A 12067-nucleotide genomic window follows, 5' to 3' on the forward strand; every position below is an offset into this window, starting at 1 on the left:
AGCTGCTTTCGTGCTTTTTGTTAGTTGAATGCGTTCAGCGCCACGTCTGTAACGTGTTCGCGAACTGGATGTCGGTCTCAAGTTCTCCTTCGATGCGTTTCAGAGCAAAGTCGTTGCCGGCCAACCAGTCGCGGAAATCGAACTCGACCGGCTCTTGGTCACCACCGAGCGCGAACCAGACCTTCAAGTCCTCCGGGAAATACGCCGACGTATGAATCGTTCCGGCCCAGTGGGAGTAGAGCTCGGAAAAGACCCCTTTATCGGTATCGTTGAGCAGACGGAAGGCAGACTCCGCATCTTGAATCAAGTGCTGGTGCGACTTCATTTCCATCATCCGTCGTTTCGAGTCATCGAGATGGAACCGGTTTTCGTGTTGCAGTAAATCAAAATGGTTCGTACAGAGATTCGTCTCCCGGACTTCGATGTCGCGTGCCGTCGCTTCGATGACGAACGAGCGGGCCGACTTATCGTGGACGACGTAGGTGAAAGAACCGCGGTGCGGCAATTCCTTGACGAGCGAAATCGCGTCTTCGACCGATGTACATGTCTCAAGGATGATCCGGCCAATCATGAAACTTACGAAACCGTCTCCGGGGCGTCGCCGGTTGATGAAGTTGTAGCCCATCGCCAGTCCATGTTCGTTCATCCCGTCCATCCGTCCGGTCACGCGGGACGCGGGTCCGATAATGGCAGACCCGCCGTCCGTCGGTTGGAAAACGGAAAACCGTCCGTCGTAGGTCATCGGATGATAATCATAATTGCGGACTAAAAAATTATCGCCCGTCATGATCGAACAGCCGCTTTTCGGACCTTCGACGCGGTAATGACCAAAGTGAAGCAATGTGTCTTCAAGCGACAGTTCAAGTTCATCTTGGAGTCCGAGGATTTCATCCCACATGTGCGGGACATACCGCAGGAACATTTCTTTTGTTTCGCCCGGGTCGACCTGAAAGCGTGGAACCCGAATCTTCCAGTTGTCTTCCCGGTTATGGAGTAATTCATTTTGTTTGACGTACCGTCCTTGTTCACGGCCGAACTCGTAGTGGGTGCCGCGAAACTGGGTGATTTCATTAGCGACCTGTTGCATGACGACTCATCCTTTCTGCTTCTCGTACTGCCGATTATACCGAACGACTTAACAAAAGTCGTAGCCGACGCATTGGCGGTAACACATCATGGATTGGAAAAATTCCGTAAAAAGAGTCAAACATCGCTTCATTTTACCGATATAGAAAAGGGAGGGGGAAGATGGATGAAAAATTTGACGGTACGAAGAAAGATTCAAATGTTGATTGCAACGGCAATCGTCGCGATGGTCCTGATTACGAGTGCAAGTATCTACTTTTTAAATCAGATGGCCAATGCATCTGAAGCGATGTACGAAGAAAACTTAATCCCGGTTCAAGAAGTCGGACAGATTCGGATTGATACCCGGGCGCTCGATTCGTTCCTCGCCGAGATGATGTTGACGAAAGATCCGGCACGACTCGAAGAACTGGAGGGACAAATCGATCAACGCCAAGCACAGATCCGGACATCGATTACTAAATTTGAGCGGACGGCGAACATTGGTGCCCGTGAAAGAAAACAACTCGTGGAATTGAATGATCTTGTCATCGCCTACGACAATGGACTCAGTACGATTCAAAGTTTAGCGATCGAAGGCAATAAAGAAGAAGCCTATCAAACATACTCTACTGGCCTCGAACAAGTTCGTGATCAAGTCGCCGATACGGCAGCAAGCTTAATGAAATCGATGACGAATCAAGCGAAGTCGATCAACGAACAAAATCAGGCAGAGAAACAGACAGCCTTTTACTTAATGGCGGCAATTTTCATCGGATCGTTGCTTCTGTTTGCGATTTTAGCGCTCTACATCATTCGCTTAATCACGCGACCGATCCGTTCACTCCAAGGCTGGATGGAACAGTCGGGTGATGGTGATTTGACGGTACGTGGTGATTACAATTCAAAAGATGAACTTGGTCAATTGACAGCATCGTTCAATACGATGACGGAACAGTTGCATCATGTCATCGTCGAGATGACGGGAACGTCGAACCACGTCGCGAAAGCATCGGACGAACTGAGTGCGAACGCGGAAGCGACGACGAAAGCAACGGAACTCGTCGCCGTGACAATGGAAGAAATCGCGAGCGGATCGACACAACAACTAGGTCAAGTCTCGGGCGCGTCACGAACGGTCGAGGAATTGACGTCCGGCATCCGCCAAGTCGCGCGGAATGCGCAACAGATGTCTGACGTGACCGGCGACGCGATGGGGAAAGTCGAGCAAGGCAGTCAAGTCGTCGACAAACTCGGCCGACAAATGGAACAAATCAATACGGACGTCACGGAACTTGGACACGTCATCGTCGGACTCGGTGGTCGCTCAAAAGAAATCGGGCAGATTACGGCGTCGATCACGGGCATCGCCGCGCAAACGAACTTACTTGCCTTAAATGCAGCGATTGAAGCGGCACGTGCCGGGGAGCAAGGGCGCGGATTCGCCGTCGTCGCAGCAGAAGTCAAGGCGCTCGCTGAACAATCGGCGGTTGCGGCGAAGCAAATCGAAGGATTGATTCAAGTCATTCAGCGGGAGACGGAACATTCCGTCGTCTCGATGGAGAAGGTATCAGGCGAGATGACGAGCGGGATTCACGTCGTCGCAGCAGCGAGTGATTCGTTCAAGGAAATCGAGCGCTCGATCGTCGACGTGACCGATCAAGTCGAAGAAGTATCCGGTGCTGTTCAGGAAATGGCAGCGGGCAGCGAACAAATCGCGGCCGTCATGCGGGAAATCCAGGGCGTCACGGAAAGTGCTGCTGCCGGAACGGAGAACATTTCAGCGTCGACGGAAGAACAGATGGCATCGATGCAGGAAATTTCATCGGCCTCCCAGTCGCTTGCGACGATGGCAGAGGATTTAAAAGGACTAGCGGACCGGTTTCAAGTTTGAATCGATTTCGGATCGTGAAAGATAAGATCATACAAAAACGACGGATGCGACGCTATTACAGCGAAAGGCATCCGTCGTTTTTATTGGTTACGAAATTTTAGTTTTATCCGTTCGCTTCGGGAACTGGTTGAATTTCGTCAGCATGAATCGGACAGCCATGTAAGCGACGAACATACCAAGCGCGCCACCGAGTGTGTTCAGCAATAGATCATCAACGTTGAAGGTACGGCGGAACAGCAGACCGGCATAACTGAAGACAAATTGCAGCGTTTCAATCACAAAGCTCGTCAGAAAAAGGAACAGCAACCCTGTTGTGAACCGTATTTTGAAAAGGACCACAAGATAGACGCCGAGCGGCAGGAACAAAAGGAAGTTATAAGCAGTCAACTTTACTGAATTCCAAAAGAACCAATTGCCTTGCTGTCCTGCAAGCATCCAATCGTTAATAAAGTGGAAAGGGCGCAACTGAATATCGATTGATCCTGCTTGCGGAGGGAAATAAACGAAACCGATTGTCAAGTGGACGACGACAATCGCGTACACGAGAAAGCTGTACATGATACTTCGTTTGCCTAAGTGATTAAATGCCTGTCTTCTGAAATCAAATCCGGCATACATCAATAATCCGAGTAGTCCGAGCAGGGTGAAAACGGGAAATGAGATGGATGGCATATGATGCTCCTTTACATAGATAAATTGTCGCCCTTAAGGTTGGACGCGTTTCGCTTTTTTTTGTTTCCATAACATGAATGCGATGATTCCTGTCGTGATAAGATAAAACACACCATAGAATTGCTGCATCCAATAAGGCAAATCAAACAGATGGATGACGCGAAATCCAGCTACAAGCATGAGGCATAAGATGAATGCTAGTTTTGTATTCAAACACATCTACCTCCTAGACTATTGAATTTGTGAAATGGGAATAAAAGACCAAAAATAGGATAACACAACAAAAACCCATTCGTCTTTCATTATTAGGAATTAACATTGTTTTTGTGGAAAAAGCAGGGATTTTGAGCGGGAGTGCCGTAATATGCTTTTAAGGACAGTAAATGAAAAATCGGAGGAATGAACATGACTTTTCCCGTTTTAAAAACGGAGCGATTACAGCTCGTCGAAGTAACACCCGACCATGCGGAAGCATTATTTGAAATCTTATCGGACGAGGCAGTGACGCGCTTTTACGGGATGGACCCGTTGACGTCCGCCGAACAGGGAACCATGATCGTCAAGTCGTTTGACGACACTTATAAAACAAGACGCGGCATCCGCTGGGGGATGGTCGACAAGGAAACCGGAGCGTTCATCGGGACGATCGGCTTTAATCACTTGAGTGAATACAGCAAGAAAACAGAAATCGGTTTCGAATTAAGTCCCGCTTATTGGGGGAAAGGCTATACATCGGAAGCGGTCCGGGTAATTTTGAGGTATGCGTTTGAAGAACTTGATTTATTCCGTGTCGGAGCCGTCACCTTCCCGGATAATGTCGCGTCAATCCATCTCCTCGAAAAACAAGGGTTCGTTCAAGAAGGCAAACTGCGGGGTTATCTCTATCAAGGTGGACGTTCGCATGATGGGTGTTTGTTTTCGATAATTCAACCGGACTGGGTGGTGCAATCATGAAAACACCGCAACGGTATTTCAACATACTTGGACTTTTCCTGATGGGCGGTATTTTTTTAACACTGGTGACGATGCCGGTCGCGATTGATAAAACCGGGCACCTGCACATCGACCGGACATTGTTTTTACATGATGAAAAATTGTTGTCCTTCACCGTATTCTTTTTGATTGCATTCGCGCTTTATTTTTTGGTCGTCAATCTACCGGCGTTCACATCCTTTACACAGAACAAAAAATAATCTTTTAAAAATCATTGAATAACGAGTTAGTTATATAATAGACTGTTTATGTTAGAACACGTGGCATAGGAAAAGAGGAGGAGGCGAGGGGCCATTGAACACAGACGTCGAAACAGTCAGTGCCTATTTGAAATTGCTGAGTGACGGAATCCGGCTTGATATGTTGAATCGCCTGCAAGAGCGTGAACACTGTGTCTGTGATTTCGTCGATGTGTATGGCATATCCCAGCCGGCAATCAGCCGGCATTTGAAATTATTACGGCAAGCGCACATCATCTTAGAACGACGCGATCGTCAGTGGATTCATTTTCGGCTTAATCCGGACCATTCACACTATGCATTGCTCGTGACGATTTTAGCAACACTCGAACGACCGTCCTTGACGGAAGGAAATATGTGCTGACCGGAAAGGTCACTTTTCGGTTGGTCGACAGCGTCCTTATATAACAAGGTTGTTATGTAAAGTTGCTGAAATTAAAATTTTTTATAGAAATGAAGTGACGATTTTGACTGGAACACACGTACTTGCGATTGGAATCTTTTTAATCACGTTATTTTTAATCATCAAACAACCAAAAGGTCTCGGGATCGGTTATTCGGCGATCGGGATGGCCATCATCGCCTTGCTGACCGGCGTCGTCAATCTTGACGATGTCGCGACCGTTTGGGGCATCATCTGGAACGCGACCTTTACCTTTATCGCGCTGATCATCATCTCGCTGATTTTAGACGAGATCGGATTCTTTGAATGGGCCGCCTTACATATGGCACGAATCGCCAAAGGCGGCGGATTGAAATTGTTCATCTACATGACGCTGCTTGGTGCAGGGGTCGCTGCCTTGTTCGCAAATGACGGCGCCGCGTTGATTTTGACACCGATCGTCCTCGCGATGGTCCGGCACTTAAAGTTACCGGATTATGTCGTCCTCGCGTATGTCTTCGCGTCCGGCTTCATCGCCGATACGGCAAGTCTGCCGTTCGTCGTTTCGAACCTCGTCAACATCGTCTCGGCCGACTTCTTTGACATCGGCTTTACGGACTATGCGGCGCGGATGGTGTTCGTCAACGTCTTTGCAGTTTCCGGGAGTTTACTCGTACTTTATCTTTACTTCCGTAAGAGTATTCCGAAGACTTATGACGTGACACAACTCGTCGCACCACGCGCGGCAATCAAAGATCAGCGAATGTTCAAATTATCATGGGTGGTCCTCGTGCTGCTTGTCGTCGGTTACTTCACGAGTGATCTCATCGGGATTCCCGTCAGTCTCGTTGCCGGCGTCATCGCCTTGTTCTTCTTACTGATGGCCCGCCGTTCACCAAGTGTCCCGACGAAACAAGTCATCGCCGGTGCACCATGGGCAATCGTCTTCTTCTCACTCGGGATGTACATCGTCGTTTACGGTCTGCAAAATGCCGGTCTGACGCAATTTTTAGCGGACATCATCGATGGGTTTGCGACAAATCTCGCCGCTGCGACGTTCGGGATGGGCTTCCTCGCTGCCATTTTGTCATCGATCATGAACAATATGCCGACCGTGATGATTGATGCACTCGCGATCGATCTCAGTCAGGCAACAGGATCGATTCGGGAGGCCTTGATTTATGCCAATGTCATCGGCTCCGACTTAGGTCCGAAAATCACGCCGATCGGGAGTCTTGCGACGTTACTTTGGTTACACGTCTTACGGACAAAAGGTGTTAAAATTGGGTGGGGACAATACGTTAAGATTGGAACGATTTTAACGGTTCCGACGCTTGCGATCACCTTACTCGGTCTTTACATCAGCTTGTTACTTTACTAAGGGGGATTATTCATGAAACTACTCATCATCGGTTCAGTTGCTGCCGGAACATCGGTCGGCGCGAAAGCCCGTCGGAACGACGAATCACTACAAATTACGATTTATGACCGCGATCAAGACATCTCGTACTCGGGTTGCGGCATCCCGTACTTCGTCGGTGGTGAGATCGAAGACATCGATACCTTGACACCACGGGACGCGGCATTCTTTAAAAAACGTTACAACATCGACGTCAAGACCCGACATGAAGTCGAATCAATCAATCATCAGACGAAGACGGCGACCATCTTAAATGGCGTAACGGGTGAACGCTTCGAGGATACGTACGATACGCTGGTCCTCGCGACAGGTGCCTCAAGCATCATTCCGCCATTTCCCGGTGTTGATGCACCAAACGTCTTTTCCGTCCGGAACGTCCAGAACGCCGGTGCGATCCGTACGTACATCGAGCAACACGATCCGAAGACGGTCACGATCGTCGGTGGTGGATTCATCGGACTTGAGATGGCGGAACAATTGACGTATCGCGGCATTGCCGTCACGCTCGTCGAACGGCTGCCGCAAGTCATGCCGCCGCTTGATTTTGATATGGCATCGCGTGTCGGTGATCATCTTGAAAGTAAAGGGGTCCGGCTGTTGTTAAATGAATCCGTCACGGCATTGACGGGCGAAGGCGAAGTCACGCAAGTCGAACTCGCGAGCGGAAAATCGATTGCGACGGATTTCGTCATCCTCTCGGTCGGCGTCAAACCGAACACGGAACTGGCGACGCAAATCGGCGTCACACTCGGTCAGACGGGGGCGATTGCCGTCAATCCGCAAATGCAGACGAACGTGAAAGATGTCTACGCCGTCGGAGACGTCGCAGAGAGCTTTTCCGTCATTACGGGAGAAGCAATCTATCGGCCGCTCGGTTCAACAGCGAACAAGATGGGTCGGATTGCCGGGATGGTCATCACCGGGGAAGAGGCGGCACATCGCGGCATTCTCGGGACGGGGATTTTCAAGGCATTCGATTTGACGGTCGCCCAAACCGGCTTGACGGAAAAAGAAGCCCTTGCCGCCGGATTCGATATTGAGATTTTACACAACATTAAACCGGACCGTCCCGAGTATATGGGCGGAAAGGACATGGTCATCAAAGCGATTGCTGACCGTGAAACGGGACGGGTCCTCGGGGCACAAATCGTTGGACCGCAAGGCGTCGACAAACGGATTGATGTCCTCGCGACGGCAATCACGTTCAAGGCGAAAGCGGAAGACTTATTCCACCTCGATCTTGCCTATGCCCCGCCGTTCTCGACGACAAAAGATCCCGTCCTCTACACGGGGATGGCACTTGATAATGCGATTAAGAAGACCGCCCGCTTAGTGACACCGGAAACATTGGTCGAGCAAACAGCGACGGAAGAATCGATTCAAATCATCGATACGCGGTCGAAAAAACAGTTCGAGAAGAATCATGTCGACGGCGCGGTTCATATCCCGCTCGGCGAACTGCGGACGCGGGCTGCGGAACTCGATCCATCCATCCCGACGGTCGTCTATTGTAATAAAGGCGTCACCGGCAATGCAGCGCAAAACGTGCTCAAAAATCTCGGGTTTACGGATGTCTGTAACTTGTCCGGTGGAAATACGAACTATCAGCACCTGAAGCATTGTTTTTCTAAGAAATAAGCGCAAAAATCGCATAAACAGGAACCACGCTCCGTCTGACGGAATGTGGTTCTTTCAGCGTGCAGACAAACTATCATGAAGCGTGAACATGCTATAACGAGAGGCAATCCGTTCGCGCTTCCTTGTCTCGCCTCGTCTTCAAAGCGGCAATCTTCCGCGCCGCTACAGCAAAGCTGCATGCCCGGCTTTCCGTCACGATATTCCCTAAAAACGTCACGTTTCGTTGACTCCTACGGGAAAAAGTGCGTTTTTAACGCACGTTCAGAGGCAGGCAAGACCCTGCTCGTTGTCCGTTAGGACGAAGGAGCAACGGCTTGCGCCTCGCCCGAGGAAAGCAACGAAAACAGACGCGCGATCTCCCGATAGCACTTTGTCTACAGTCTGCAAGAACCACGCTCCGCCAGTCGGAACGTGGTTCTTTGTCTTGTCTGTTGAATTAATCGTGTAGCGTCACTGTGAAAGGTTGACCTTTTTTAATGACCTGCTGCTGCGCATCAAGGACGTCACTCGTCAAAAACTCGAGTTTTTCAACGGGACGTTCCGTGATGAAACCAAGGTTGCCGCTGCGCTGTTCCGATGGCTCATATGTCCCGGCCAATGCTTCGAGGTACAGGTCATCATCAATTGTTTTTTCTGTCGATTGATTGATTTTTACATGAGCAACCGGGTTGAACGTGACCGGTTGCTTGCTCGTATTCGTAACCGTGACGCGGGTCTTCACCATATCGAATGCTTCTTCATGGGTGAAGCCGTGAAAGAAATCAATCATCGCGTAACTCGGACGGGTCTGAATAACTTTTACTTCCTCGATCGTCATGTTGATCGGTCCAATCGAGTGAGTTTGTTTGACGGACTGGATCTGTTGTAACGTCAATTCACCTTTATCGTCACGAACCGTCTGATTCCGTTTCGTCAACATCCGGTCGTCCGGCAATTGCGGGTTCGGCACATAGACGTCCGTCTTTTCAAGTGCGACTGAGGTGTGTGTGACGGGTGGTGCCGGCAGATCAGCTGAAGAATCACTACATCCGGCAAGGATGGTTCCAAGCGTGATCGAGAGCAGGAGTCGCTTCATGGTGGACCTCCTTATTTATTCTTTTTCAAGAGATCAAAAATGATTTTGGCGTGATCCGTATTGTCGACTTGTCCGGCAAACCGGTCTTTAGCCGGTCCATAGGCATAGACGGGAACGTCTTCTCCCGTATGTCCGCCCGTCGTCCAACCCGTGTGCGACCGTTGATTGAAGATTTCTTCAATCGCGTTATCGACGTCTGTCACGTTCTTAGAGGCAGCAGCTCGTTCGACCGAAGTGAATTCCTCTTCCGTCAAAGCCAATTTTTGTTGATCGATGTACGTCGTCAAGGTCTTGCGGACATCGGCGCCGGAAACGATTTTTTCAGCCATGAAGTCGGGTGTTTTCTTTGCTGCTTTAATCGGCTCGGCGAACCAGTTATAAATTCCGTCTGCCCCGATTGAATAGCCACCCGTCGAATGATCGGCCGTCGCGACGACGAGCGTATGCTTGTCCTTTTTCGCGAAGGCGATTGCCGCTTTAAACGCCCGTTCGAAATCTTCCATTTCACTCATCGCGCTGACGATGTCATTATCATGTCCGGCCCAGTCGATTTGACTCCCTTCGACCATCAGGAAGAAGCCTTTTTTGTTCGTATCGAGTCGTTTAATCGCCGCATTCGTCATTTGCTCCAATGAGGGAACGCTATTTTCACGGTCGATCCGTTTTGCTAAACCGCCATCGGCAAACAGACCGAGGACTTGTTTGTTGCGGTCGGCATTTAATTCGTCAAGATCCGTCACGTATCCGTAACCGTCTTTTTTGAATGCTTTCGTCAAATCGACATCCGGACGGATGAAGTTGGATTTGCCGCCGCCGAGTAAAACATCAATCTTATGTTTCCCGTTAATCCGTTCCTTAAAGTAATCATCTGCGATCGCGTTCATGTTTTTCCGATTTTCGTCATGAGCGCCGAACGAAGCCGGTGTCGCATGGGTGATTTCTGACGTCGCGACGAGTCCCGTCGACTTACCGCGTTCTTTCGCCGCTTCAAGGACGGTCTTGACTTCAGACTTATCATTGTCGACGGCAATCGCTGCGTTATACGTCTTGACGCCGGAAGACATCGCGGTTGCAGCAGAGGCAGAGTCGGTGATGTTTTGTGCCGGATCTTCCGGATAGGTCATTTGCTGACCGACGAGATACTGGTCGAAGGCAGTTTTTTCGGCGACGGTCGTCGTCGGATCATTTTTTAAGTAGCGGTGCGCCGACGTATAGGAAACACCCATCCCGTCACCGATTAAAAAGATGACGTTGCGGATTTCCGGCGTCTTCTTGTATTTGCTTTTGGCATCGACATCCGGTGTCGATACCATCGTGCTGAGCGATAAGGTTGATAGGGCGAGAATCGGGATCAGTCGTTTCAGTTTCATGATAATTCCTCCTTGGTCATTTAAAGAACAGTATGTATTGCCTACATTCATCATCCTACTGAAGGAATATGAACGGAATATGAGAAAAATGTAAACAATTATGAAGAAGTAATGACAAGGAGCTAAGAAAAAGGAGTTGGCATGTCTTACGAAACAAAAATATGAAAAACTAGTCAGCGAAGCCGTCGGCTAGTTAGTGTGAAGCGTGTTAAACGAGGAGTAAGCCCATCAAAATCGTATCATAATACAAGCCGTCCGCAAGCAGTCGGTCGTGCTTGAGTCGTCCTTCGACTTGAAACCCGGTTGTCTGATACAAACGAACGGCCCCTTGATTCGTCTCGACGACGGTCAATTGAATCTTTTGCAGTTCGACCGACCGTGCCCAGTCAAGTGTCGTCTGTAAGAGAGCCCGCCCGATGCCTTGCCCCCAAAAGTCACGGACGACCCCGACGCCGAAGTCGGCTTTATGTGCGAACCGACGCAAGGGGAAACCGACACAGCGGGCATAACCGACGAGTTGTCGATCCACTTCAGCGACGAGCAGGGAGTGGGGAATACCGGTCTCATGCTGAATCAATTGCAGAAATCCCTTTTCATCAAGTACGTCTTCGCCCGGGAATCGGTCAAAGTGATCCGTTTCTGCATCGAGTCTCGCGCGCAGTAAAGCAAGCTGTCGTGCATCCGTAGGCTCTACCGGACGAATCGTGTACGTTACAGATTGAATGTTCGCGTCAATTGGATCCATCATATTCGCCTCCAAACTAGTAAAATCAAAATCGTCCCCCTTAAGAATGCCATAAATAATTTAAAAATGTAAATTATTTCCATTAAGACAAACGAAGATTGTCTAGATCGACACATGATAGACTAGAAACAGATTGGAAAGGATGGATAGAGATGTTAGAGATACAACATGGTTCAACGGAGGACCGCGAATACATTCGCGAACAATTGATCGGCTTCAACAAAACGAAAGTTCCGCTAGCGGTTCAACATGAGACGGAACAAATCTGTTTTCTTTTAAAGGAAGGTGGCGAGATTAAAGGCGGATTGACAGGTGAATACAGCTGGAACCACGTCCACGTCTCTTTCTTGTGGCTCGACGAGTCCGTCAAAGGCGGCGGATACGGCAGCAAATTATTGAGCATGGTCGAAGCCTATGCCAACGAACGTGCCTGCAGCAAAGTCATCCTCGACACGTTCAGTTTTCAGGCACCCGGCTTCTATGAAAAAAACGGGTACGTCGAATACGGGCGTTTAGACGATCATCCGGTCGAAGGGATGACACAATACTTCTATAAAAAATTACTTTAAATGAG

14 protein-coding genes are annotated in these 12067 nt (G+C 49.4%); 7 read left to right on the forward strand and 7 right to left on the reverse strand.

The window, feature by feature from the left end; genetic code table 11:
- Positions 1–34: 34 nt before the first annotated feature.
- Positions 35–1087 (reverse strand): C45 family autoproteolytic acyltransferase/hydrolase, encoded by a 1053-nt coding sequence (locus KNP99_RS01675; RefSeq protein ID WP_088836998.1) that lies wholly within the window; start codon positions 1085–1087, stop codon positions 35–37.
- Positions 1088–1252: 165 nt separating this feature from the next.
- On the opposite strand from KNP99_RS01675, the gene KNP99_RS01680 reads away from it, so the two are divergent.
- Positions 1253–2959, forward strand: a complete 1707-nt coding sequence (locus KNP99_RS01680; RefSeq protein WP_214845619.1) for a methyl-accepting chemotaxis protein — start codon at positions 1253–1255, stop codon at positions 2957–2959.
- Positions 2960–3046: 87 nt separating this feature from the next.
- Here the strand turns inward: KNP99_RS01680 and KNP99_RS01685 are convergent, their stop codons facing one another.
- The gene (locus KNP99_RS01685) at positions 3047–3631 is read right to left on the reverse strand and encodes a VanZ family protein (RefSeq protein WP_214845621.1); all 585 of its coding nucleotides are present in this window, start codon (positions 3629–3631) and stop codon (positions 3047–3049) included.
- A 33-nt stretch (positions 3632–3664) separates the two neighbouring features.
- Positions 3665–3844, reverse strand: coding sequence for a hypothetical protein (locus KNP99_RS01690; RefSeq protein ID WP_214808043.1), 180 nt, complete (start codon positions 3842–3844; stop codon positions 3665–3667).
- 192 nt (positions 3845–4036) lie between these two features.
- Here KNP99_RS01690 and KNP99_RS01695 point away from each other — a divergent pair, with 192 nt between their 5' ends.
- The 5 genes from KNP99_RS01695 to KNP99_RS01715 all read left to right on the forward strand — a co-directional run bounded on the left by KNP99_RS01695 (position 4037) and on the right by KNP99_RS01715 (position 8303).
- Positions 4037–4585, forward strand: a complete 549-nt coding sequence (locus KNP99_RS01695) for a GNAT family N-acetyltransferase (RefSeq protein ID WP_088837002.1) — start codon at positions 4037–4039, stop codon at positions 4583–4585.
- Entirely contained in the window at positions 4582–4824 is a 243-nt protein-coding gene (locus KNP99_RS01700) for a hypothetical protein (RefSeq protein ID WP_029333604.1), read from the forward strand. The genes KNP99_RS01695 and KNP99_RS01700 overlap by 4 nt, the downstream gene beginning before the upstream one ends.
- A gap of 94 nt (positions 4825–4918) precedes the next feature.
- On the forward strand, positions 4919–5227 hold the full coding sequence (locus KNP99_RS01705) for an ArsR/SmtB family transcription factor (protein ID WP_214765897.1): 309 nt from the start codon (positions 4919–4921) through the stop codon (positions 5225–5227).
- Positions 5228–5321: 94 nt separating this feature from the next.
- Positions 5322–6626 carry an arsenic transporter gene (locus tag KNP99_RS01710; RefSeq protein WP_088838476.1) on the forward strand — a complete coding sequence of 435 codons (1305 nt, stop codon included), beginning with the start codon at positions 5322–5324 and terminating at the stop codon, positions 6624–6626.
- A gap of 12 nt (positions 6627–6638) precedes the next feature.
- The gene (locus KNP99_RS01715; protein WP_214845623.1) at positions 6639–8303 is read left to right on the forward strand and encodes an FAD-dependent oxidoreductase; all 1665 of its coding nucleotides are present in this window, start codon (positions 6639–6641) and stop codon (positions 8301–8303) included.
- Between the two features lie 91 nt (positions 8304–8394).
- On the opposite strand, the gene KNP99_RS15395 is transcribed toward KNP99_RS01715, so the two are convergent.
- From KNP99_RS15395 to KNP99_RS01730, 4 genes are all read right to left on the reverse strand, one after another.
- The gene (locus KNP99_RS15395; RefSeq protein WP_256441644.1) at positions 8395–8520 is read right to left on the reverse strand and encodes a hypothetical protein; all 126 of its coding nucleotides are present in this window, start codon (positions 8518–8520) and stop codon (positions 8395–8397) included.
- Between the two features lie 219 nt (positions 8521–8739).
- Positions 8740–9378, reverse strand: coding sequence for a DUF4352 domain-containing protein (locus tag KNP99_RS01720; protein WP_214845626.1), 639 nt, complete (start codon positions 9376–9378; stop codon positions 8740–8742).
- 11 nt (positions 9379–9389) lie between these two features.
- Entirely contained in the window at positions 9390–10691 is a 1302-nt protein-coding gene (locus KNP99_RS01725; RefSeq protein ID WP_483299359.1) for an alkaline phosphatase, read from the reverse strand.
- A gap of 265 nt (positions 10692–10956) precedes the next feature.
- Positions 10957–11493, reverse strand: a complete 537-nt coding sequence (locus tag KNP99_RS01730) for a GNAT family N-acetyltransferase (protein ID WP_251133032.1) — start codon at positions 11491–11493, stop codon at positions 10957–10959.
- Positions 11494–11645: 152 nt separating this feature from the next.
- On the opposite strand from KNP99_RS01730, the gene KNP99_RS01735 reads away from it, so the two are divergent.
- Positions 11646–12062, forward strand: coding sequence for a GNAT family N-acetyltransferase (locus KNP99_RS01735; protein WP_214845629.1), 417 nt, complete (start codon positions 11646–11648; stop codon positions 12060–12062).
- Positions 12063–12067: the final 5 nt, after the last annotated feature.

The organism is Exiguobacterium sp. s95, assembly GCF_018618655.1.
In the GTDB taxonomy this organism is placed as follows: domain Bacteria; phylum Bacillota; class Bacilli; order Exiguobacteriales; family Exiguobacteriaceae; genus Exiguobacterium_A; species Exiguobacterium_A oxidotolerans.

Excerpts from the sequence above, each read along its gene's own strand:
- KNP99_RS01675 (WP_088836998.1), bottom strand. The coding sequence starts at position 1,087 with ATGCAACAGGTCGCTAATGAAATCACCCAGTTTCGCGGCACCCACTAC.
- KNP99_RS01730 (WP_251133032.1), bottom strand. The coding sequence starts at position 11,493 with ATGGATCCAATTGACGCGAACATTCAATCTGTAACGTACACGATTCGT.
- KNP99_RS01715 (WP_214845623.1), top strand. The coding sequence starts at position 6,639 with ATGAAACTACTCATCATCGGTTCAGTTGCTGCCGGAACATCGGTCGGC.
- KNP99_RS01695 (WP_088837002.1), top strand. The coding sequence starts at position 4,037 with ATGACTTTTCCCGTTTTAAAAACGGAGCGATTACAGCTCGTCGAAGTA.
- KNP99_RS01720 (WP_214845626.1), bottom strand. The coding sequence starts at position 9,378 with ATGAAGCGACTCCTGCTCTCGATCACGCTTGGAACCATCCTTGCCGGA.
- KNP99_RS01725 (WP_483299359.1), bottom strand. The coding sequence starts at position 10,691 with ATGGTATCGACACCGGATGTCGATGCCAAAAGCAAATACAAGAAGACG.
- KNP99_RS01735 (WP_214845629.1), top strand. The coding sequence starts at position 11,646 with ATGTTAGAGATACAACATGGTTCAACGGAGGACCGCGAATACATTCGC.
- KNP99_RS01680 (WP_214845619.1), top strand. The coding sequence starts at position 1,253 with ATGAAAAATTTGACGGTACGAAGAAAGATTCAAATGTTGATTGCAACG.
- KNP99_RS01685 (WP_214845621.1), bottom strand. The coding sequence starts at position 3,631 with ATGCCATCCATCTCATTTCCCGTTTTCACCCTGCTCGGACTACTCGGA.
- KNP99_RS01700 (WP_029333604.1), top strand. The coding sequence starts at position 4,582 with ATGAAAACACCGCAACGGTATTTCAACATACTTGGACTTTTCCTGATG.